General features: G+C 67.3%; 22 protein-coding genes and 4 tRNA genes. 8 read left to right on the top strand and 18 right to left on the bottom strand.

Annotated elements, in window-relative coordinates; genetic code table 11:
* Positions 1 to 130: 130 nt before the first annotated feature.
* On the bottom strand, positions 131 to 661 hold the full coding sequence (gene rplJ / locus GX543_RS14060) for a 50S ribosomal protein L10 (protein WP_290852729.1): 531 nt from the start codon (positions 659 to 661) through the stop codon (positions 131 to 133).
* A gap of 322 nt (positions 662 to 983) precedes the next feature.
* Here rplJ and GX543_RS14055 point away from each other — a divergent pair, with 322 nt between their 5' ends.
* Positions 984 to 2171: a glycoside hydrolase family 76 protein gene (locus GX543_RS14055; protein ID WP_290852727.1), complete on the top strand. Its 1188-nt coding sequence runs from the start codon at positions 984 to 986 to the stop codon at positions 2169 to 2171.
* A gap of 113 nt (positions 2172 to 2284) precedes the next feature.
* Entirely contained in the window at positions 2285 to 4333 is a 2049-nt protein-coding gene (locus tag GX543_RS14050) for a CocE/NonD family hydrolase (protein WP_290852725.1), read from the top strand.
* 16 nt (positions 4334 to 4349) lie between these two features.
* Here GX543_RS14050 and GX543_RS14045 read toward each other — a convergent pair whose 3' ends face one another.
* The 12 genes from GX543_RS14045 to GX543_RS13990 form a co-directional block, all read right to left on the bottom strand.
* Positions 4350 to 4838, bottom strand: a complete 489-nt coding sequence (locus tag GX543_RS14045; protein ID WP_290852723.1) for a TIGR04338 family metallohydrolase — start codon at positions 4836 to 4838, stop codon at positions 4350 to 4352.
* Positions 4835 to 5677 (bottom strand): DUF2786 domain-containing protein, encoded by an 843-nt coding sequence (locus GX543_RS14040; RefSeq protein WP_290852721.1) that lies wholly within the window; start codon positions 5675 to 5677, stop codon positions 4835 to 4837. The genes GX543_RS14045 and GX543_RS14040 overlap by 4 nt, the downstream gene beginning before the upstream one ends.
* A 136-nt stretch (positions 5678 to 5813) precedes the next feature.
* Positions 5814 to 6524, bottom strand: a complete 711-nt coding sequence (gene rplA, locus GX543_RS14035) for a 50S ribosomal protein L1 (RefSeq protein WP_290852720.1) — start codon at positions 6522 to 6524, stop codon at positions 5814 to 5816.
* A gap of 100 nt (positions 6525 to 6624) precedes the next feature.
* Positions 6625 to 7059 (bottom strand): 50S ribosomal protein L11, encoded by a 435-nt coding sequence (rplK, locus tag GX543_RS14030; protein WP_290852719.1) that lies wholly within the window; start codon positions 7057 to 7059, stop codon positions 6625 to 6627.
* A gap of 93 nt (positions 7060 to 7152) precedes the next feature.
* Positions 7153 to 7887 carry a transcription termination/antitermination protein NusG gene (gene nusG / locus GX543_RS14025; protein ID WP_290852718.1) on the bottom strand — a complete coding sequence of 245 codons (735 nt, stop codon included), beginning with the start codon at positions 7885 to 7887 and terminating at the stop codon, positions 7153 to 7155.
* Positions 7888 to 7942: 55 nt separating this feature from the next.
* The gene (gene secE / locus GX543_RS14020; protein ID WP_290852717.1) at positions 7943 to 8329 is read right to left on the bottom strand and encodes a preprotein translocase subunit SecE; all 387 of its coding nucleotides are present in this window, start codon (positions 8327 to 8329) and stop codon (positions 7943 to 7945) included.
* Positions 8330 to 8368: 39 nt separating this feature from the next.
* A tRNA-Trp gene (locus GX543_RS14015) sits at positions 8369 to 8441 on the bottom strand.
* Between the two features lie 144 nt (positions 8442 to 8585).
* A complete protein-coding gene (locus tag GX543_RS14010) occupies positions 8586 to 9668 on the bottom strand; it encodes a fused (3R)-hydroxyacyl-ACP dehydratase subunits HadA/HadB (RefSeq protein ID WP_290852716.1) in 1083 nt (360 codons plus the stop codon).
* Positions 9669 to 9865: 197 nt separating this feature from the next.
* Positions 9866 to 10033: a 50S ribosomal protein L33 gene (gene rpmG, locus GX543_RS14005; protein ID WP_290852715.1), complete on the bottom strand. Its 168-nt coding sequence runs from the start codon at positions 10031 to 10033 to the stop codon at positions 9866 to 9868.
* Positions 10034 to 10113: 80 nt separating this feature from the next.
* Positions 10114 to 10187: transfer RNA gene (locus GX543_RS14000), tRNA-Met, on the bottom strand.
* A 35-nt stretch (positions 10188 to 10222) separates the two neighbouring features.
* Positions 10223 to 10295, bottom strand: a tRNA-Thr gene (locus GX543_RS13995).
* Positions 10296 to 10417: 122 nt separating this feature from the next.
* Positions 10418 to 10498 (bottom strand) — tRNA-Tyr (locus tag GX543_RS13990).
* 123 nt (positions 10499 to 10621) lie between these two features.
* On the opposite strand from GX543_RS13990, the gene GX543_RS13985 reads away from it, so the two are divergent.
* From GX543_RS13985 to GX543_RS13975, 3 genes are all read left to right on the top strand, one after another.
* A complete protein-coding gene (locus GX543_RS13985) occupies positions 10622 to 11113 on the top strand; it encodes a YajQ family cyclic di-GMP-binding protein (RefSeq protein ID WP_290852714.1) in 492 nt (163 codons plus the stop codon).
* Between the two features lie 356 nt (positions 11114 to 11469).
* Positions 11470 to 11679: a helix-turn-helix transcriptional regulator gene (locus GX543_RS13980; RefSeq protein WP_290852713.1), complete on the top strand. Its 210-nt coding sequence runs from the start codon at positions 11470 to 11472 to the stop codon at positions 11677 to 11679.
* A gap of 1 nt (position 11680) precedes the next feature.
* Complete coding sequence (locus GX543_RS13975) at positions 11681 to 12160, top strand: hypothetical protein (protein ID WP_290852712.1); 480 nt, start codon at positions 11681 to 11683, stop codon at positions 12158 to 12160.
* 8 nt (positions 12161 to 12168) lie between these two features.
* Here GX543_RS13975 and htpX read toward each other — a convergent pair whose 3' ends face one another.
* Together htpX and GX543_RS13965 are read right to left on the bottom strand one after the other, a co-directional pair.
* Complete coding sequence (gene htpX, locus GX543_RS13970; RefSeq protein WP_290852711.1) at positions 12169 to 13035, bottom strand: zinc metalloprotease HtpX; 867 nt, start codon at positions 13033 to 13035, stop codon at positions 12169 to 12171.
* 120 nt (positions 13036 to 13155) lie between these two features.
* Entirely contained in the window at positions 13156 to 14175 is a 1020-nt protein-coding gene (locus tag GX543_RS13965; protein ID WP_290852710.1) for a polyprenyl synthetase family protein, read from the bottom strand.
* Between the two features lie 98 nt (positions 14176 to 14273).
* Here GX543_RS13965 and GX543_RS13960 point away from each other — a divergent pair, with 98 nt between their 5' ends.
* The gene (locus GX543_RS13960; RefSeq protein ID WP_290852709.1) at positions 14274 to 15533 is read left to right on the top strand and encodes a geranylgeranyl reductase family protein; all 1260 of its coding nucleotides are present in this window, start codon (positions 14274 to 14276) and stop codon (positions 15531 to 15533) included.
* On the opposite strand, the gene GX543_RS13955 is transcribed toward GX543_RS13960, so the two are convergent.
* From GX543_RS13955 to menD, 3 genes are read right to left on the bottom strand one after another with little or no spacing between them, the layout of a single operon-like run.
* Positions 15530 to 16240 carry a demethylmenaquinone methyltransferase gene (locus tag GX543_RS13955; protein ID WP_290852707.1) on the bottom strand — a complete coding sequence of 237 codons (711 nt, stop codon included), beginning with the start codon at positions 16238 to 16240 and terminating at the stop codon, positions 15530 to 15532. The two genes, GX543_RS13960 and GX543_RS13955, sit on opposite strands and share 4 nt — an antisense overlap.
* A 10-nt stretch (positions 16241 to 16250) precedes the next feature.
* The gene (locus tag GX543_RS13950; RefSeq protein ID WP_290852705.1) at positions 16251 to 16679 is read right to left on the bottom strand and encodes a hypothetical protein; all 429 of its coding nucleotides are present in this window, start codon (positions 16677 to 16679) and stop codon (positions 16251 to 16253) included.
* Positions 16676 to 18364 (bottom strand): 2-succinyl-5-enolpyruvyl-6-hydroxy-3-cyclohexene-1-carboxylic-acid synthase, encoded by a 1689-nt coding sequence (gene menD, locus GX543_RS13945; RefSeq protein WP_290852704.1) that lies wholly within the window; start codon positions 18362 to 18364, stop codon positions 16676 to 16678. Before menD ends, GX543_RS13950 begins: the two co-directional genes overlap by 4 nt.
* Positions 18365 to 18427: 63 nt before the next feature.
* On the opposite strand from menD, the gene GX543_RS13940 reads away from it, so the two are divergent.
* Positions 18428 to 19042 (top strand): class I SAM-dependent methyltransferase, encoded by a 615-nt coding sequence (locus tag GX543_RS13940; protein WP_290852703.1) that lies wholly within the window; start codon positions 18428 to 18430, stop codon positions 19040 to 19042.
* Between the two features lie 57 nt (positions 19043 to 19099).
* On the top strand, positions 19100 to 20216 hold a 1117-nt coding region (locus tag GX543_RS13935; RefSeq protein WP_290852702.1), incomplete at its 3' end, for a saccharopine dehydrogenase NADP-binding domain-containing protein.

Raw genomic sequence — 20216 nt, 5'->3', positions numbered from 1 at the left:
TGAGCTTCGCCATGATGGCGTCCTTCCGTTAAATCCCCGCTTGCACGGGGCGCCTGCGTCGCAGGCTGGTTCATGGGTGTTCGGCTCCCTTGGCAGCAGCCGCGTGAGCCGGGGTGGAGAACAGAGCGGACTACGCGGCGTCGCCGGCAGCTTCCTGCTTCTCCTGCAGAGCCGCGGCGAGACGCGCGACCTGCGATGCAGGCTGGTTGAACAGCCCTGCGGCCTTTGCCAAGTTGCCCTTCATGGCGCCTGCCAGCTTCGCCAGCAGCACCTCGCGGGTCTCCAGGTCGGCGATCTGCTCGATCTCAGCCACGGACAGCGCACGGCCGTCCATGAAACCGCCCTTGATGACCAGGTTCTTGTTGTCCTTGGCGAACGTCTTGATCGCCTTGGCAGCCACAACCGGCTCGCCTTCAATGAAGGCGATTGCGGTCGGACCCGAGAACAGGTCATCGAGACCCTCGACGCCGGCCTCGGAGGCCGCACGCTTCGCGAGGGTGTTCTTGGCGACGGAGTAGGTAGCGCCTTCGCCGAGCGAACGACGCAGCTGCTGGATCTGCGGAACCGTGAGTCCACGGTATTCGGTGATCACAGCAGCAGTGGATTCGTTGAACTGCCCAGCAAGCTCTGCAACTGCAGAGACCTTGTCAGCCTTAGCCATACTTCGCCTCCTCTCGTGTCACATTCGTCGTACCCGGACGGACCGGGCACCGTTGTCCAGACGTTGCGATGGGCGGCGGAGCGCTCGAGCGCCGACTCTCTGCGAAAATGACAAACGCCCCGTGCAGGAGGCACGGGGCGTACAGGGCGCGGAACGACAGGTGTCGTCGTCGAGCTGAAGTCTCACCTCGTTCATCCTGCGTGGGCCGCCGACTTGCATCGGGCCTTCGATCGGAACACGTCCGACAACCAACGGTCTCTGGTTGAACTGACGCAGCGACCTGCTTTCACAGCTCACTGCACCGGCTAATAGGCTAACCGCCATGACGGCCGAATCCAAATCGTCCTCGCAGACTCGGGCGGCCGCCGCCCAGACCGCCATCGAGGCCCGCCACCTCCGCCGCCTCGGCGGATGGGTGCCGGGCACCAGGATCGGCGCCGTGGCCTGGCCCCGCGTGAACCATCCGACCCTCCGCGCACGCCTGACCGCGTCGTGGAACTACTGGTGGCAGGCACACCTGGTGGATCTCCTGGTCGACGGCGCGGTCCACCGCAACGACCACCGCTGCGCCGCCGACGCCGTCGCCCTGCTGCGCGGCATCCGACTCCACAATCTCGGGCGCTGGACCAACAACTACTACGACGACATGGCCTGGCTGGGACTGGCCGTGGAACGGGTCGACCGCCACCTCGACCCGATGGTCGGCACCTCGCACCCCTTCGCCCTGCACGCACTGTCGTCGAAGATGCACCGCGCGTGGTCCCCGGACCTGGGCGGCGGTATCCCGTGGCGAACCACCGACACGTTCTTCAACGCGCCGGCCAACGGCCCCGCCGCCATCCTCCTCGCCCGCACCGGACGGCCACAGCGTGCCGTTGAGATGGCCGACTGGCTGCATCGCGAGCTGACACTGCCCTCCGGCCTGATCGCCGACGGCGTGTGGCGCAGGGAAGGCGGCGTCCGCGAGTTCGATCCCGCGGTCTTCACCTATTGCCAGGGCGTCACCCTCGGCGCCGACGTCGAAGCCTTCCGATTCACCGGAGACGCCGTCTATCTGGAGCGCATCGACGCGCTGTTGACGGCGGTCACCGACCGCATGTCGTCCGGCGGCGTCATCACCGGCGCGGGCGGCGGCGACGGCGGGCTCTTCAACGGCATTCTCGCCCGGTACCTGGCATTCGTCGCCACGGATCTGCCCGTCGGAGCTCCGGGCGCCGACGACCTGCGCGCCCGCGCGGGCGATCTGGTGCTCCGCAGCGCGGACTCGGTGTGGGAGCACCGCGCCATCGCCGCCGACGGACTCCCAGTCTTCGGCCCCGACTGGCACAAGGACGCTCGCGTGCCGGATGCGACCGGGCAGGCGGCACGAAAGATCGGTGGCGCCGTCGCATCGTCGCGGACGCCCGAACGAGATCTATCCGTGCAGATCTCGGCCGGAATGCTGCTCGAAGCTGCGGTTTCGGTCACGATCGGGTCAAGCGAGCACACCGGTTCAGCAAACCTGGATTAACGATCTGGTACCCAATCGTTCTAGATTGATGAGACGTACGCGTGATGCATGCCACAGTGGGATCCGCGCGGGCCTGCCGACCCGCACTGCTTAGCCAAAAGGGGGACCAGGAAATGTCGCTCGACTACGACGTGTCCGAAGGTCTTTTCGCAGTTCCGAATCAACGCCCGTCGCTGCGGGCTGCGCCGAAGTATCGCGACGCGGCCGGCGGGGCCGCCGCCCTCGAATGGCGCCAGGCCGTCGACGAAGCCCAGCGATACCCGCGTGTGCACATCGACCGCAGCGTCCGACTGACCATGAGCGACGGCGTCTGCCTGCGCGCCACCGTCGTCCGGCCGGCCAACCGGTTCGGCCAGCCGGTCCGCACTCCCCTGCCCGCCATCCTGAACGTGAACCCGTACAACCGCGCGATCCTCGACACCATCGATCACGCCCTGCACGCTCCGGTGGTCGGCAGCGCGGTCAAGACCGCCAGCAGCACCCTCACGACCGACGAGGGCAGCCTCGCGGGCCTGTCGCGCATCACTCGCACCTTCTCGAAGGGCCTGTGGGACGTCTTCGGCGTCAACCGGGATCTCGTGCGTTCGGGCTACGTCCAGGTGCTCGTCGACGTCCGCGGCACCGGCACCTCCCACGGAAAATGGGAGATCCTCGGACCGCGCGAGCAGCAGGACAGCGTCGAGATCATCGACTGGATCACCCAGCAGGACTGGTACGCCGACGGTGTCGGCATGACCGGATGGTCGTACTCGGCCATCAACTCGCTGCAGACCGCGGCCCTGCGACCGGACGCCCTCAAGGCCGTCTTCGCGGTGGAGGGCAGCGAGGACCTCGTCCGCGACATCTACATCACCGGCGGCATGCCGTCGGCGTTCATCCCGTTCTGGCTCGCCCTGGTGAACGGCCTCAAGTGGGTCCCGAACCCGGCCACCGCGGTCGCGGACGTGATCCGCGGCGACGCCTACCGCTGGCTGTCGTCTCGCGTGGCCTCCCCGGCAACGGAGATGGGCGCGCTGCTCTGGGGCTTCCTCACGGCCCGCGACGACCGCATCTTCGACGATCCGTACTTCGCCGATCGCGACCCGCAGATCGAGAACATCACCTGCCCGACGTTCACCGTCGGCGCCTGGCACGACCTCTTCGGCCGCAGTGCCACCCGGGTGTACTCCAAGCTCCAGATGGAACCCGGACGCAAGCAGGTGCTGATTGCGGACGGCTACCACATCGACCCGGGCTGCGATCACCAGCGACCGTTCAGCCCGCCGCGCCTGGACGTGCTCCAGCGCGCCTGGTTCGACCGCTGGCTCAAGGGCATCGAGAACGGCGTCGACAACTACGGACCGGTGACGCTGGAGCAGCAGGGCGGCGGATGGTCGTGCGGACCGTCGTTCCCTCGCCAGGAGGTGGCGCCGCGTCGCCTGTTCCTCACCGAGGAGCCGACCGGCACCGCGATGCACACCCAGCACGACGGCAGCCTCCGCAGCACCCCCGCGGCCCGCAGACGGTCGTTGCGGATCCGTCCCAGCCTGCGCGGCTTCGCCTCCCGCGACCTCTCGCAGGTCACCGCCGGGCTCGGCATCGTCCTCGGTGAGAAGTTCTCCACCGATTCGCGCTACCAGGAGGGCACCGGCCTCTCCTTCACCAGTGAACCGGTGAGTCGCCGCACCCAACTGTCCGGCGAGATGAACCTCCGGCTCAACGTCTCGACCACCGCGCACGAAGGCATCTGGGCGGTCACCGTCAACGACGTCGCGCCCGACGGGACGTCCACGGTACTCACCAACGGCGCCCTGACCGCGTCCAATCGCGCACTGGACCCGTCACGGTCGACCTACGACGAGGACGGCGTGCTGCTCGACGCGTACCACTACCTGACACGGGAACGTCGTCTCCCGGTCCCGGCCGACGAGCCGGTGCGGATCGACGTCGACCTGGTCCCGACCGACGCCGTCCTCGAACCCGGACATCGGCTGCGGGTGGACGTCTACGCCGCCAGCCTGCCCCGTTACCTGACGATCGTCCCGGACCTGATCAAGGCCCGCGGCCGTCGCCAGCAACTGGTGCTCGACCCCGCGAAGCCCAGCTACCTGACGTTCCAGACCGACGGCGACCTCGGCACCGAGCCGGTCCCGATCGTGACGGCCACGGCCGCCGTTCGGTGAGCCGTCCCCTCGTCGGTCAGGTGAGCCCGCTGTCACCGAAGATCACCCGGTAGATCAGGGCGGTCTCGGGCCCCATGACCGACTCCACCAGCTCGATCAGGGTCGTCACGAAGTTCGGTCCGTGCGCAGGGTCGCCCACGTCGTCGAGATGGTGGGCGAGTTCGTGCAGGACCACCAGTTCGCGCAGCGCCCAGCGGCCGGCCTGCCCGTCGGGGAGTGCGATGGTCGCGGTACCGCGCTCGTAATGAGCGGCGCGCTGCCCGCGCCGCGCACGAACAGCAACCGGGAGACTCGCGCGAGCAAAGCGCTCACTCACCGTCCGCAGATCGGTCACGCGTCGCAGGTAGGCGGTGACGTCGTCGACCGACCCGAATCGTGCTTCGGCCGGCACCGTGAGTTGTGTGCCTGCAATCTGCACCGTGTGCGCACCGGCCGCTCGATCGAGCATCCGAAACACCAGTCGCTCGGCGTCATAGACGCGCGAACGCGCGCTGTCGCGACTCACGACTCCAGCGCGCCGCGGACGCCGCCGAACTCTCGATCGGCGCCGATCTTGGCACGCTGCCCGGCGCGATCACCCGCTCGTCGTGCGGCCGACGAGTACCCGGCGGTCGCGGTGGTCGGCCGCCAGGTGCCGCGGGCCTTGGACGCGGTCTTGTAGAAGTCTTTGATCTCGAGTTCCTTGTCCCGCATCACCAGCGCTGTCGACGTCGTCTCCGACGACGCTCCCGCGGACAGCCGCTGGTCGGCATGCGAGGCTTCGGCCCGTTGTTCGTCGCGCGCCTCGCGCAGCCGCGTGCCGATCCGGCCCGCAAACGCCGACTGGAAGTTCAGGCGCGCGGTGATCGGCGACAGCGCCTTCTCCTCCACCACCCGACGGCGGAGGTAGCCGACGTTCTTGGTGACCACCTGCCGTGCCGTCTCCCCCTTGTACGCGCCGGACTTCAGGTAGGCGTCGCTCGCTGCCACCATCTGGATCACGAGGGAGGTGTACAGGGCCTCGCACGTGTCGATGTCGGTCTCGAAGCCGTACGCGATGACGAACGTCGAGTTCGACGCGACGTCGCATGTCACGTCGTTGGCCTGCGCGATCTGCACGAACAGTTGCACGTACGTCCGCAGCCCACGCTTGCCTGCCTTGCCCACGGTGATCTGCCGCGTGATCGGCGCCGTGGCCTTTCGAGCCGCCGGATCATGCGCCCGCGCCAGCGCGAGGTCGATGGACGCGGCGGTCGCGAGGCGCTGGGCAGCGGCCATGAACGCCTCGGCCTCGTGTTCGTTCTCGGTCCCCTCCGCCTGACGCAGGAGGCCGCCGATTCGAGTGAGGAGTTTGTCGTCGCGCATGCTGCCACGGTAGCGACTGCCGCCGACATCGTCCGAACCGGTTGTCCACAGGTTCCGGCACCCCCACAGAGACAAAAGAACGCCTCCCGTCACGAGGACGGGAGGCGTTCGTCAAGCGTTGTCCGCAGAGAAGCGATCAGGCCTCTTCGAGGAAGTTGCGCGTGACCGACGGATCGACCTGGATGCCCGGGCCGGTGTTGGTCGAGATGGTGACCTTCTTGACGTAGCGGCCCTTGGCTGCCGACGGCTTCGCACGCATGATCTCGTCGTATGCGGCGCCGTAGTTCTCGGCCAGCTTGGCTGCGTCGAACGATGCCTTGCCGATCACGAAGTGCAGGTTCGACGCCTTGTCGACGCGGAAGCTGATCTTGCCGCCCTTGATGTCCGAGACGGCCTTGGTCACGTCGTTGGTGACGGTGCCGGTCTTCGGGTTCGGCATCAGACCGCGCGGGCCCAGGACACGCGCGATGCGGCCGACCTTGGCCATCTGGTCCGGGGTGGCGATCGCGGCGTCGAAGTCGAGCCAGCCGCCCTGGATCTTCTCGATCAGGTCCTCGGCACCGACCTCGTCGGCGCCTGCAGCTGCGGCCTCGGTGGCCTTGTCGCCTGCGGCGAAGACGATGACGCGGGCGGTCTTACCGGTGCCGTTGGGCAGGTTGACGGTGCCGCGGACCATCTGGTCTGCCTTGCGGGGGTCCACGCCGAGGCGGACGGCGACCTCGACGGTCGCATCGGTGTTCTTCGAAGAAGTGTCCTTCGCGAGCGACACAGCCTCCAGCGGGCTGTACAGCTTCTCGCGATCGATCTTCTCAGCGGCGGCCTGGTAGGCCTTGCTCTTCTTGCTCATGTGCTCTGTTCCTTCTCCCCGCCGTACCGGCAGGAGTTAGTGGTTAGTGGGCCGAGCGCGGCCCTCCCACGGGTGTCGAGAGTCTCCTCTCGGGGGAATGTCAGCCCTCGACGGTGATGCCCATCGAACGCGCGGTGCCTGCGATGATCTTCGCGGCGGCCTCGACGTCGTTGGCATTCAGGTCTTCGGTCTTGGTCTTGGCGATCTCGCGGACCTGGTCCATCGTGACCTTGCCGACCTTGTCGGTGTGCGGCACGCCCGAGCCCTTCTGCAGGCCTGCGGCCTTCAGCAGCAGCTTGGCTGCCGGCGGGGTCTTGAGCTTGAAGTCGAACGAACGGTCTTCGAAAACAAAGATCTCGACCGGGATGACGTTGCCACGCTGCGATTCGGTCGCTGCGTTGTACGCCTTGCAGAACTCCATGATGTTCACGCCGTGCTGACCGAGCGCCGGACCCACGGGCGGCGCCGGGTTGGCCTGGCCCGCCTGGATCTGGAGCTTGATGATCCCGGTGATCTTCTTCTTCTTGGGAGGCATCTCTCTTGTCCTTTTTCCTACAGATCCGCGCACGCTGGATACGCGGAAGTCTCTTCTCGTTGCGCGGCCGTCACCGGCCGCGGCGCAGCAGTGCTAGAGCTTCTCGACCTGATTGAAGCCGAGCTCGACCGGGGTCTCGCGACCGAAGATCGAGACGAGCACCTTCACCTTGCGCTGTTCGGTGTTGACCTCGCTGATGGAGGCCGGGAGGGTCGCGAACGGGCCATCCATGACGGTGACCGACTCGCCGACCTCGAAGTCGACCTCGACGAGGTTCGACGCCGCCGCGGCGGCCGCCTCGACGCTCTGGCCGGCTGCGGCAGCGGCCTTGGCCGCCTCCGCCTTGCGGACCTCGGCACGCGGCATCAGGAACTGAACGACTTCCTTGATGGTCAGCGGCGACGGACGCGAGGTCATGCCGACGAAGCCGGTGACACCCGGGGTGTTGCGCACGGCGCTCCACGACTCGTCGTTGAGCTCCATCCGCACCAGGATGTAGCCGGGAAGCACCTTGCGGTTGACCTTCTTGGGCTGACCGTTCTTGATCTCGGTGACTTCTTCGATCGGCACCTCGACCTGGAAGATGTAATCGCCGACGTCGAGGTTCTGAACGCGGGTCTCGAGGTTGGTCTTGACCTTGTTCTCGTAGCCCGCGTACGAGTGAATGACGTACCAGTCACCGGGCAGACGCCGCAGCTCGGCACGCAGTTCAGCGACCGGGTCGACGGGTTCGGGAGCGGTTTCGGGCGCTTCCGTCTCCGACTGCGTGGCCTCGGGGGTCGCGTCACCGATCTCCGGCGATTCGATCTCGTTCTCCGGGGTGCTCACTGCCCCACGCTCCTTCGTTGGTCACTCGGGCTGGTCGCCCAGTAGTTGTTGCCTGTCAGCCGAATACCAGCAGGATCAGCTTCGCGAAGCCGATGTCCAGACCTGCGATGAACGCAGTGATCAGCACGACGAACACGAAAACGATGATCGAGTAGTTGACCAGTTCGCTGCGCGTGGGCCAGATGACCTTGCGCAGTTCGGCGATGACCTGCTTCAGGAAGACCCAGATCTTGACGAACGGGTTACGACTGGCGCCGGTGCTCGTCTCGACGGCCTCGGTCGACTTCGTACGCTCGGCGACTGCGGTCGCAGCACCCCGGCGGCCACGCGCCGAGCGCTTGCCGCTGGGACGCAGTTCCCCGGTGTCGGACGCATCGAGGTCCACGTCGACCTCGAGGTCGTCGTTGACGTCGCCGGAAGCCTTGCGATCTCGCTTGGCCACCTTCTCACCGATCCCTTCGTCTGCTAGTGCCCCGATGGGCAGGGGCGACAGGACTTGAACCTGCAACCTGCGGTTTTGGAGACCGCTGCTCTGCCAGTTGAGCTACGCCCCTTTGCGCGGACCCGTCGGCCCTTGCACTGTCTAAGCCTAACAAGACCAACGCGCCACCCTCGGGCAGCGCGCAAGTCTCAAGCTCAGACTTGAATGAGTGTAGAGCAAAGCAGCCGCTCCGCCCAACTCGCCCCGGTCGTCACCGTCAGTTGAACTGAACCATCGCCTGCGCACGACCGAAGATCTTGCGGTCGCCCTGCTTGCCGACCAGCGCAATCACGCCACGACGGGTCTCGGGATCCAGCGACTTGATCTTGCCGCCGAACTCGACGTGTGCAGCACCGACCGTCGGCACGTAAACCGGACTGGTGAACCGAACGTTGTACTCGTAGATCGCTGCGGGATCGCCCACGAAGTCTCCGATGACGCTGGCACCCAGCCCCATGGTCTGCATGCCGTGTGCGACGACGCTGTCCAAGCCCACCGCGCTCGCCACCTCGGGCGAGAAGTGGATCGGGTTGGGGTCGCCCGACACACCCGCATAGTTGACGAGGTTGCCGAGGGTCAGCGTCTTGGTGACCGTCGGCAGTTCCTGGCCGACCTCGAGCGCGTCGAAGTCGATCGCGCCATAGGCCTTGGGCTCGACGACGGGATCCGCACCGCGATGCACGGAGTTCCCGTCGATGGTCTTGTGGGCCACGCCCTCGGCGTCCACGTGCATCATCACGGCGTTCAACTTGCCGATGAGGGCGGGATCCACCTCGATGGCGGCTCGCGCCACCACAGACGTCAGGGTGGTCATCACCGGCTCTCCGTGCTGATTCCAGATCACGTTCTTGCTGACGAGCAGATCGGCGCCCATCGACTGGCGGAACGACTCCAGGGAGACCTCGCACACCAGTTGGTCGCCCGGCTTCATCGGCTGATGCATGATGAGCCGCTGGTCGGTCTGCATGATCTGCCACATGTCGTAGCCGGTGATCACTTCCTCGAAGAGCCGACGCTGAACGATCAAGCCGAGGACGCTGACGAATGTCGGGTGGGCGATCAGCGAGTCGTGGCCCAGCTTCGCCGCCTCCGCCTCGTTCCAGAACACCGGATGGTCGGACTGCACGGCCCGCGCGTGCCGGCGGACCATCTCGCGGCCGACCTCGTAGTAGTCGTCGACGACGTAGGTGTAGCCGACCATCGACTTGGTGCGCTCGGCGACCTGCTCCGCGCTCCACTCGTTGGCGACGGCAGCCTCCAGCTGCTCGTCGACGTAGATGTCCTCCAGTTGCCCGGTCACGACCGCACCTTCTCCTCGCCCGGCTCGACACGGCCGCACATCACCCGACGAACACACAGCTGTCCGCCGGGAAATTTTTCGAAACTGATTCGTTACATTGTCAGCTGCATCCGAGCTGCTGACAACACAAAGCGAGCCACCTCACAAGGAGATGGCTCGCTTTTGGTTCTTGAGTTTTCGCCTGTCGGCGACGCCGCTTAGCGCGACTCCTTGTGGTTCTGATGCGTCCCGCAGTTCGGGCAGAACTTCTTCAGCTCGAGACGATCGGGGTCGTTGCGACGATTCTTCTTGGTGATGTAGTTGCGGTGCTTGCACACCTCGCATGCCAAGGTGATCTTCGGCCGCACATCGGTTGAGGAAGCCACTTTGTTGCCTACTTTCAGCTCTTGCAGTTCGACGGTCCCACGCGTTCGGGCCGAAGTCCCACCGGCGTAGGCGGAATGTGTAGCGGTGGGGGGACTCGATCCCCCGACCTCACGATTATGAGTCGTGCGCTCTAACCAGCTGAGCTACACCGCCCTGTTCAGTCTTGACCGGGTAGTCAAAACCAAGCGAGCCCCCTGACGGAATCGAACCGTCGACCTTTTCCTTACCATGGAAACGCTCTACCGACTGAGCTAAGGGGGCGTTCTCACGCCGACCACGCACGTTCTGCACGTGTTCGACGAGCCTCAACGAGGTTACACACTGGAGCTGGATTTAACCAAAACCGCTGGTCAAGTTCATCTTCGTGCATGTAGATCTCGTAGTGGCAGATGAAGGATTCGAACCTTCGAAGCTTGCGCGACGGATTTACAATCCGCTCCCTTTGGCCGCTCGGGCAATCTGCCGTGCCACCGTCTCCGACCCTCCAGACACAGTCCGGCGAGCCGCTCAGGCAACGGGAATCAGAATACAACGATCTCCCCCGGTACGTGCAAATCCGCTGCTCAGGACACTGATAGTGTGTCCGCATGGCTGATTCTTCGTTTGACGTCGTGAGCAAGGTCGACCGCCAGGAGGTCGACAACGCCCTCAACCAGGCAGGCAAGGAACTGTCGCAGCGGTACGACTTCCGTGGCACCAACAGCAGCATCGACTGGTCCGGCGAGGAGAAGATCGTGATCTCCTCCGACTCCGAGGAGCGGGCCCTGGCCGGCCTCGAGGTCTTCAAGGAGAAGTTGATCCGTCGGGACATCTCCCTCAAGGCGTTCGACGCGGGCGAGCCCGTCGGCTCCGGCAAGACCTTCAAGATCACCGGCGAGCTGGTCCAGGGCATCGACTCCGAGCACGCCAAGAAGATCTCCAAGAAGATCCGCGACGAGGGGCCCAAGGGAGTCAAGGCGCAGATCCAGGGTGACGAGCTCCGCGTCTCCTCCAAGAAGCGCGACGACCTTCAGGCGATCATCGCGCTGCTCAAGGGTGAGGATTTCGGGATCGCCCTGCAGTTCGTCAACTACCGGTAGGGGTTCTACGCGGGAGACCCCCACCACCTGACAGCTTCGGCGTTCGAAGTGGGCTGTGTGCCCGCTTCGGACGCCGAAGATTTTTCGGTCTACGCTTTGCCCCTGTCTGCAGTCTCCGCCCGGCGAAGGGCGGGAGTCGGTTCCTCGACAGGGCCCGCCTGGCGAGGGGCGGGAGTCGCCTCCTCGACAGTCCTCACTCCTCGGCTAGCGCCTCGTCGCTGCGGAGAGCTCGTCGGCGACTCCCGCCCCTCGCCTCGTTCCAGCTTCGCGGCACTCTCGTTTCGGCTTCGTGGGAGGTCCCGTTCGTTAGGTCAAGTCTCCTTGACATTTGATGTCAAGGAGACTTGACTTTGGCTATGTCCGACTCCACTTCTCGCGTCAAGGCGGCCAGGGCGGCCGCGGGGCTGCGGCAGGCAGATCTCGCGGCGGCGGTGGGTGTCAGCAGGCAGACGGTCGTCTCGATGGAACGCGGCGATTACGCGCCGTCGGTCTACCTGGCGATTCGGATCGCTCGGAGGTTGGACCGTTCGGTCGAAGAGCTTTTTCCCCTACCCGAGGAGCACTGACATGGCACAGCGACCCGCAAAGACCCTCCCGGCCCTGCTGTTGAGCAGCACCGACGACTCGTGGGGCGACGAACGCGAACGATCCGTGATGCTCGAGTCGTACGCCTACGTGTTCATCCTGGCGACGGTGCTGCTGTGGACGGTGGCCGCCGTCGTCGCATGGTTCATCCCGATCTGGGTGACCGTGACGTTGTTCGTCGCGCTCATGATTCCGTGGATCGAGTGGCAGCGGTACACCCGGGCCCGCGGGGTCGACGCCAACACCCTCGCGTACGGCGGAGAGTCCTGGAAACGCACCGCGGTGGCCGGCCTGTACTTCGGAGCATGCGCGGCGTCCATGGCCGCGGCGGTGATCTCGCGCGGCGATTCGGACGGCGGCGGCGTCACCGGAGTCATCGTCGGCGGGGCCGTGGGCGCCGTCGCCGCAGCGTCCATCGGGCGCTGGGAGGCCCGACGAAAGCTCCGTCGCGACGACGCCTGAACGCTCTGCTAGTACCGCTGCCCGCCCTCGCGGGCCATCTCGGTCAGTCGCGCGATCCGTTCTTCGGTCGGCGGATGGGTCGAGAAGAAGCGGGAGAGCTTCTCGCCCGCGCGGAAGGGGCTCTCGATCATCAGATGCGACTGATTGGCGAGGTTCGGCGTCGGCGGCAGGGGCGCGGCCTGGATCCCGCCGGAGATCTTGCCCAGCGCTGAGGCCAGGGCGAGCGGATCACCGGTCAACTCGGCACCCGATTTGTCGGCCTGGAATTCGCGCGAACGCGAGACCGACATCTGGATCACCATCGCGGCGATGGGACCGAGCAGCGAGATCAGGATCATCGCGAGCGGGTTGGGCCCGTTGTCGCGGTTGCCGAACATGCCCATCCACATCGCCATGTTCGCGAGGCCGGTGATGACCGCGGCCATCGCGCCCGCGATAGAGCTGATCAGGATGTCGCGGTTGTAGACGTGCGACAGTTCGTGGCCGAGCACCGCGCGGAGTTCCCGCTCGTCGAGCAGCGTCATGATGCCCGACGTGCAGCAGACCGCAGCATTCTTCGGATTGCGCCCGGTCGCGAAGGCGTTCGGGGACTCCGTGGGGCTGATGTACAGCGCGGGCATCGGCTGGTGCGCCTGCGTGGCGAGGTCGCGGACGATCCGGTAGAGCTCGGGCGCCTGGACCTCGGTGACCGGCTGCGCGTGCATCGCCTTCAACGACAGCTTGGCGCTGTTGAAGTAGGCGTAGGCGTTGGTTCCGACCGCGAGCAGGACCGAGACGATCAAGATCGTCCGATTGTTGAATGCCGCTCCGATGCCGACGATGATCGCCGACATCAACCCCATCAGGGCCGCCGTCTTCAAGCCGTTGAAATGCATGGCACCTCACTGTCGATTAGCTGTACTCACAGTGATCAACGCGCAGGAGTACCCCAACAGTTCCAAGCGTAACCGGCGTCACCTGGGAAACCCCGACGATAGGAGACGCCGGGCGCGAACTCAGCCGACGCGATCGATCGTGTAGCGCACCAATGCGGCAAAGGCCTCGTTGGCAGGCCCCGCGGGCAGACCGGCGAGGAGCGCGTTCGCTTCATCGGCCATCGCCTCCAGGCGCGCCTGCGCCTCCTTCATGCCTGCGGAGTCGACCAGCAGTCGCAGCGCCTCGTCCACCTCCGCGTCGTCGACGAGCGCTCGGTTGTCCCCGGTCTCCGGATCCACCAGCAGTTCACGGAGACGGACCGCATCGGGTCCGTCGCCGGTCAGCGCGAGCAGGACCGGCAGCGTGTGCACGCCTTCGCGGAGGTCGGTGCCCGGGGTCTTGCCCGAATCGTCGGTCACCGACGCGATGTCGATGATGTCGTCGGAGACCTGGAAGGCCGTGCCCACCACGTCGCCCAGTCGGGCCAGGGTGGCGACGGTCGTCTCATCGGCGCCTGCGGTGTAAGCGCCGAAGCGGCCTGCGGTCGCGATCAGCGATCCGGTCTTCTCCCACACCACCTTGAGGTAGTGCTCGATCGGATCGCCTCCCTCGGCGACGCCGACGGTCTCGCGCATCTGACCGGTCACCAACTCGGCGAACGTGTCGGCGATGATCCGCACGGCCTCGGGACCGAGGGTCGACACCAGGTGCGAGGCGCGGGCGAACAGGAAGTCGCCCGCCAGAATCGCGATCGAGTTCGACCACCGCGCGTTGGCGCTCAGCGCACCGCGCCGCATCGGGGCCTCGTCCATCACGTCGTCGTGATACAGCGTCGCCAGGTGCGTCATCTCGAGCACGGTCGCGGAGGTGATCACCTCGTCGCTCGCCGGGTTCGGGCCGAAGTGCGAGGCGAGAATCGCGAACATCGGCCGGAAGCGCTTGCCACCGGCCTTGGCCAGGTGCGTTGCTGCTTCGAGCAGAATGTCGTCACCCGACGACAGTTCGCTGATCAACAGATCCTCGACACGCTGCAGCGCCCGCTGCAGTTCCTCGGCGAACTCATCCGTCCCGAGGTCCAGTCCGGTAAAAGTGGACTTCACGTTGTTGGCCCAATCCCATCGGTGTTCCGAACGTCGCAGTTTCGGTGTTCGGCGACACCAGAAGCGTAACTGCTCCCGCCGACAGACATACTGGTCGGGTGACCAGCGCAACGCCCGGCGACGCCATTCCCGAATCCACCGACCTCCTGGTGGTCGGCGCAGGACCGGCCGGTGCGGCGGCCGCCGCCCGCGCCGCGGCCCGCGGAATCGACGTCGTCCTGCTCGACGCCGCCGTGTTTCCTCGTGACAAGACCTGCGGCGACGGCCTCACCCCGCGCGCGGTGGTCGGCCTGCAGAAACTCGGTCTCACGTCGCTGCTCGAGGGCCGTCCGCGCATCCGCGGGCTGGAGTTGAACGGTTGGGGAGCCAGGCAGCTCGTGGACTGGCCGGGCGCGAACCGATTCGGCGCCCACGGCAGCGCGATCGCCCGCACCGAACTCGACGACGCGATCCGGCTCTTCGCGCTCGAGCAGGGCGCCGCGATGGTGTCCGGCGCCAAGGCGATCGGCGCGCAGCTGGTCGGCGGGCGTATCGAATCGGTGACCGTGACCCGCGACGGCGAGCGACATCAGATCCGGGTGCGCGACGTGATCGTCGCCGACGGGGTCCGCTCCGCGCTCGGCAAGTCGCTGGGCAGGCAGTGGCATCGGGACACCGCATTCGGGGTCGCGGCGCGGTCGTACGTGGACTCCGGCCGCGCCGACAGCGAGTGGATGGGCTCCCATCTCGAGCTGCGCGATCCCGACGGCGCACTGCTCCCCGGCTACGGCTGGGTGTTCCCGCTCGGCGACGGCACGGTGAACGTCGGCGTCGGCGCCCTCGCGACCGCCAAGCGCCCGGCGTCGATGGCTCTGCGACCGATTCTCGAGCACTACGCCTCGATGGTCACCGACGACTGGCAACTGACCTCCCGACCGCGACAGATCGCCTCGGCGCTGCTGCCGATGGGCGGGGCCGTGAGCGGAGTCGCGGGCGCCAACTGGATGCTGATCGGCGACGCCGCCGCCTGCGTCAACCCGTTGAACGGCGAGGGCATCGACTACGCGATCGAGACCGCGATGCTGGCGGTCGAGATGCTCGCCGACGAGAACGACTACTCCACCGCCTGGCCCGCACTGCTGCGCACCGAATACGGGGCGGCGTTCGCCGCCGCCCGCCGGGCCGCCGGACTGCTGACGGTGCCGCAGACCGTTCCCCTGCTGGGACGCCCCGGGATCCGGTCGGCCAAGCTGATGTCGACCGTCGTGCGCGTGATGGGCAATCTGCTGACCGCCGACGACGCCGACCTGATCGCCCGCGCCTGGCGCAGCGCAGGACGGGTGACGGCAGGCGTCGAAGACCGTCCGCCGTTCAGTTAGGCGGGCTTGACGCCCTTGTGGATCGCGACGATGCCGCCGGTCTGGTTCTGCCAGGTGACATCGTCGAATCCGGCGGCGCCGATCAGCGCGGCCAGCCCGGCCTGGTCCGGCCATGCGCGGATCGACTCCGCGAGGTAGACGTACGCGGCCGGATTGCTCGAGACCTTGGTCGCCACCGCGGGCAGCGCCTTCATCAGGTACTCCATGTACACGGTCCGGAACGGGCGGGCGGTGGGAGTCGAGAACTCGCAGATCACCACGCGACCGCCGGGCTTGAGGACGCGGTGCAGCTCCGACAGCGCCTTGGGGACGTCGACCACGTTGCGCAGACCGAAGGAGATGGTGGCCGCGTCGAACGACGCATCGGCGAACGGCAGGTGCAACGCGTCGGCGCCGACCTTCGGCACGTCGCGCTGCGCGCCCGCGCGCAGCATGCCCAGCGAGAAGTCCGCGGCGATGCACGTGGCGCCCGACGTCGAGAGTTCGACGGTCGAGACGGCTGTGCCTGCGGCGAGGTCGAGGACGATGTCGCGCGGCTTGAGGTCCAGCGCGAGTCGGGTGTTGCGACGCCAGCGGCGGTCCTGCGCAAACGAGAGGACGGTGTTGGTGAGGTCGTACCGTCGCGCGACGCCGTCGAACATCTCGGCGACCTCGGACGGGTCCTTCTCAAGACTTGCGCGGGTGCCGGGATCGCTGCTGTCAGTCATGTCGACCAGACTAATCGCGGCGCGAGCGGCGCCCGGTCTCGGCCACCCCGAGCATGAGGATGATCACCAACACCCAGCCCGCGGCGATCACCGACAGAGCGGGAAAGATCGACAGGCTCGCGTCGCGGCCGACCGGACGGGCGAGATTGTCGGGGTCGGTCGCGTCGTAGTCGACCAGGATGCGCTGCCCGGTTGCGAGATCGGTCGGATACAGCAGGCCGAGCTTGGGGTTGCGAAGGACCCCGTCCGGCGTGACGAAGTTGACCGCGGCATGAAGCCGGTCCGCCGAGATCACATCGGCGACCGCCGTCGCCTTGTTGGCGTCGATCTTCGCGTCGTTACGGTAGGCGCCGGCGATGATGACCGTTCCGATGAGTCCCACCACGACGCCCAGCACCGCCAGGGCGATCTGGATTCGCCGCTGCACTGTCCGGGTCATGATTGCTCAGGGTAGCCGGAAGCCGCGTCGAGTCGGGCGCTGATCCGGGCGTGCAGGCTCCGCAGCCCCTCCCGGCTGGTGCGGACCTCGAGGACTTCGATGCCGCCTGCGGGTGCGGGCTCGGCCAGGACGCCGGGCAGTTCCGCCAGGCTCACCTGACGGTGCCCGATGTGGAATCCGGCGCACATCGCGGCCAGGTCGGTGCGGTGCGGGGTGCCGAAGATGCGGTCGTACACGCCGAGGTAGGCGTCCCGGGCAAAGCGCGGGTCGCCCTGCTCCAGGAGTTCGAAGATGCCGCCGCCGTCGTCGTTGGCGACGACGATCCGCAGGTCGGCCGGGCGCGGCTCGTCGGGGCCGATGATCAACCCGGTGGCGTCGTGGATGAAGGTGAGGTCGCCCATCAGCGCGACGGTGCGACCCTGCGCCACCAGCGCGGCGCCGATGGCGGTGGCGTTGGTGCCGTCGATGCCCGCGACCCCGCGATTCGACATCACGGTGACGCCGTCGGCCACGGTCCCGGCAAGCGCGATGTCGCGGATCGGGTTCGACGCGCCGACCATCAGCGTGTCGCCGGGCGACATCACCGCGGCGACCGCCCGTGCGACGTGCAGTCCGGTGGTCTCTGCGGTGTCGTCGAGTTCGTCGGCCACGGCGGCGACCACATCGGCGTTGACGCGGGCGGCCTCGTCGAGCCACTCCGGGCGCGCCGGCGCAGTCGCGACCGCCCGTGTCCCGGTCGCGAAGACGTTGCCGGAGACGTCGGGCCATCGCGGGCCGGTGGTGAGGGCGAAGACGTCGACGGACGGGTCGGCGAGCAGGCGTGCGACGGAACGGTGCAGCGTCGGACGGCCGCAGATGATCGCCTGCTGCGGCTTCAGCTTGCCGAGCGCGAGCGGATGCAGCGGGTTCGTCACGTGCGGCGCGGTGGGCTCGGCGACCGTCGGGAGCACGGCGAGTTCCGGATGCACACCGGCCCCGTGGCCGGAGACCACGACGGTGTCGCGGGAGAGATCGATGTCCAGCGGGATGTCGAGCCTCCCGACGGGCGCGGCCGTCCACGGCGAGCCGCCCGGTCGGCCTGCGAACCGCCCGCCGTCGACCGTCGCGAGATCGGCGTCCGGCAGGTCGCCGACGTCGGGCACCAGCGGCTCGCGCAGCGGGATGTCGAACTGGACGGGCCCCGCGTTGCCGGTCCGGGCGCCGCGTGCGGCGGCAAGCACCCGACCGACCGCCGACCGCCACTGGGAGTTGGTGTCGAGATCCTCTTCCGCCAGCCCGAGGCTGATGGCGGCGCGCACCTGCGTGCCGAACATGCCGAACTGCTCGATGGTCTGATTGGCGCCGGAACCGAGGAGCTCGTAGGGCCGGTTGGCGCTCATCACGATCAGCGGGATCCGCGCGTAGTTGGCCTCGAACACCGCCGGTCCCATGTTCGCGACAGCCGTGCCCGACGTCATCACGATCGGCACCGGATGCTTGCCCGCTGCGGCCAGACCGAGCGCCAGGTAGCCTGCCGAGCGCTCGTCGATCCGCACGTGCAGGCGCAGCCGGCCCTGCGCGTCGGCCGCGTGCAGCGCGAACGCCAGCGGAGCGTTGCGGGATCCCGGGCACAGAACCGCTTCGGTGACGCCGCCGCGAATCAGTTCGTCGACGATCACGCGCGCCTGCAGGGTGGACGGATTCATGGGTAGACCCTATGTCTCCCTACGCGTGAGACGCGTATCGCACCCTCCGCTAGTGTCGTTGCCATGGGCTTCTACGAGGACCGCATTCTGCCCCGGATCATCACCAAGACCTGCGGAATGCCCGCGATGAACAAGCTTCGACGCCGCGCCTGCGAGCCGCTGTCGGGCCGAGTCGTCGAGATCGGCTTCGGTTCGGGCTTCAACGTCGGCCAGTACCCGGACGCGGTCACGCAGGTCGCCGCCGTCGAGCCGAGCGACACCGGATGGCAGTTGGGAGCGGAGCGGATTGCGGCGTCGACCATCCCGATCGAGCGGTCCGGCCTCGACGGCCAGCGCCTCCCGTTCGACGACGACACGTTCGACTCCGCGCTCTCGACGTTCACCCTCTGCACCATCCCCGACCTGCCTGCCGCGCTGGCCGAGCTGCGCCGCGTGGTGAAACCCGGCGGCGTCTTCGCCTTCTTCGAGCACGGCAACGCCCCCGACGAAGGCGTGCGCCGCTGGCAGCGGCGATTGGAGCCGCTGCAGAAGCGGGTCGGCGGCGGCTGTCACCTGACGCGCGACATCCCCGCGCTGGTGAGCGATGCCGGATGGGATGTGGTCGAACTGGATTCGTTCTACGGCCAGGTACCGAAGACGTTCTCCGCCTTCTCTGTTGGGTACGCACGCAATCCGTGACGCGGATCTGCTCGCGGCGGTGTCGGTAGCACGCCCTCGCCCAGTAGGGTCGAGGCCATGAGTCGCGAATTGGACGTCGTCGTCTTCGGAGCCACCGGGTTCGTCGGTGAGTTGACCGCACAGTATCTGGCCGACCATGCACCCTCGAAGACCCGCATCGGGCTGGCGGGACGGTCGGAGACCAAGCTCGCCGCGGTGCGACGCCGCCTCGGGGAGAAGGCGCGCGACTGGCCGCTGATCGTCGCCGACTCCGACTCCCCCGCCTCGCTCGACGCGATGTGCGGACGCACCCGGGTGGTCTGCACGACGGTCGGCCCGTACCTGCGCTACGGCGAGAACCTGGTGATCGCCGCGGCCACCGCAGGCACCGATTACGTCGATCTCACCGGTGAGGTCCCCTTCGTCCGGTACTCGGTCGACAAGGCCGACGAGCTCGCCGCCGCGTCGGGCGCCCGGATCGTTCACTCGTGCGGGTTCGACTCCGTGCCGTCGGACCTCGGGGCGTATCTGCTGCACCGCACGATCGCCGAGGACGGGGCGGGCGAGATGACCGACACCACCCTGGTCGTGACCTCCCTGCGCGGCGGACTGTCCGGCGGCACCATCGACTCGATCCGCGTGATCTCGGAGCAGGCCAAGGATTCCGACACCCGCCGCCTGCTGATGAATCCGCAGGCCCTCTCCGGCGGCTCCGGCGACACTCCGCGCGTCGGCATCAACTCCGAACCGAGCGACATCACCCCGGTGGACGCGAAGAAGGTCGATCCGAGCCTCCGCGGCACCCTGGCGCCGTTCTTCATGTCGTCGTACAACACACGTGTGGTGCGGCGCTCCAACTACCTGCTCGACGGCGCGTACGGCGACGGCTTCCGCTACCAGGAGACGATGTCCGTGGGCGGCGTCCCCGGCCTCTCGGCAGCGCTCGCCGGCGTCGTGACCGTCGGTACCGGTGCCTTCCTGGGCGCGATGAGCTTCGCCCCCACCCGCAAGGTCCTCGACTACGTGCTCCCCAAGCCGGGCAGCGGCCCCAGCGAGAAGACCCGCGAGACCGGCAACTTCGTGACCCAGACCTTCACCACGACCACCAGCGGTCGTCGCTACCGCTCGCAGATGCGCGCGCACGGCGACCCCGGTTACAAGGCCACCGCCGTGATGCTCGGTGAGAGCGCCCTGG

It is taken from the genome of Gordonia sp. (in: high G+C Gram-positive bacteria) (genome assembly GCF_012515855.1).
In the GTDB taxonomy this organism is placed as follows: Bacteria; Actinomycetota; Actinomycetes; order Mycobacteriales; family Mycobacteriaceae; genus Gordonia.
Note: the sequence above shows the minus strand (reverse complement) of the source record. Positions and strands in the feature narration are given on the sequence as shown.

Excerpts from the sequence above, each read along its gene's own strand:
- rplJ (WP_290852729.1), bottom strand. The coding sequence starts at position 661 with ATGGCTAAGGCTGACAAGGTCTCTGCAGTTGCAGAGCTTGCTGGGCAG.
- GX543_RS14055 (WP_290852727.1), top strand. The coding sequence starts at position 984 with ATGACGGCCGAATCCAAATCGTCCTCGCAGACTCGGGCGGCCGCCGCC.
- GX543_RS14050 (WP_290852725.1), top strand. The coding sequence starts at position 2,285 with ATGTCGCTCGACTACGACGTGTCCGAAGGTCTTTTCGCAGTTCCGAAT.
- GX543_RS14040 (WP_290852721.1), bottom strand. The coding sequence starts at position 5,677 with ATGCGCGACGACAAACTCCTCACTCGAATCGGCGGCCTCCTGCGTCAG.
- rplA (WP_290852720.1), bottom strand. The coding sequence starts at position 6,524 with ATGAGCAAGAAGAGCAAGGCCTACCAGGCCGCCGCTGAGAAGATCGAT.
- rplK (WP_290852719.1), bottom strand. The coding sequence starts at position 7,059 with ATGCCTCCCAAGAAGAAGAAGATCACCGGGATCATCAAGCTCCAGATC.
- GX543_RS13985 (WP_290852714.1), top strand. The coding sequence starts at position 10,622 with ATGGCTGATTCTTCGTTTGACGTCGTGAGCAAGGTCGACCGCCAGGAG.
- GX543_RS13980 (WP_290852713.1), top strand. The coding sequence starts at position 11,470 with ATGTCCGACTCCACTTCTCGCGTCAAGGCGGCCAGGGCGGCCGCGGGG.
- GX543_RS13975 (WP_290852712.1), top strand. The coding sequence starts at position 11,681 with ATGGCACAGCGACCCGCAAAGACCCTCCCGGCCCTGCTGTTGAGCAGC.
- htpX (WP_290852711.1), bottom strand. The coding sequence starts at position 13,035 with ATGCATTTCAACGGCTTGAAGACGGCGGCCCTGATGGGGTTGATGTCG.
- GX543_RS13955 (WP_290852707.1), bottom strand. The coding sequence starts at position 16,240 with ATGACTGACAGCAGCGATCCCGGCACCCGCGCAAGTCTTGAGAAGGAC.
- GX543_RS13950 (WP_290852705.1), bottom strand. The coding sequence starts at position 16,679 with ATGACCCGGACAGTGCAGCGGCGAATCCAGATCGCCCTGGCGGTGCTG.
- menD (WP_290852704.1), bottom strand. The coding sequence starts at position 18,364 with ATGAATCCGTCCACCCTGCAGGCGCGCGTGATCGTCGACGAACTGATT.
- GX543_RS13940 (WP_290852703.1), top strand. The coding sequence starts at position 18,428 with ATGGGCTTCTACGAGGACCGCATTCTGCCCCGGATCATCACCAAGACC.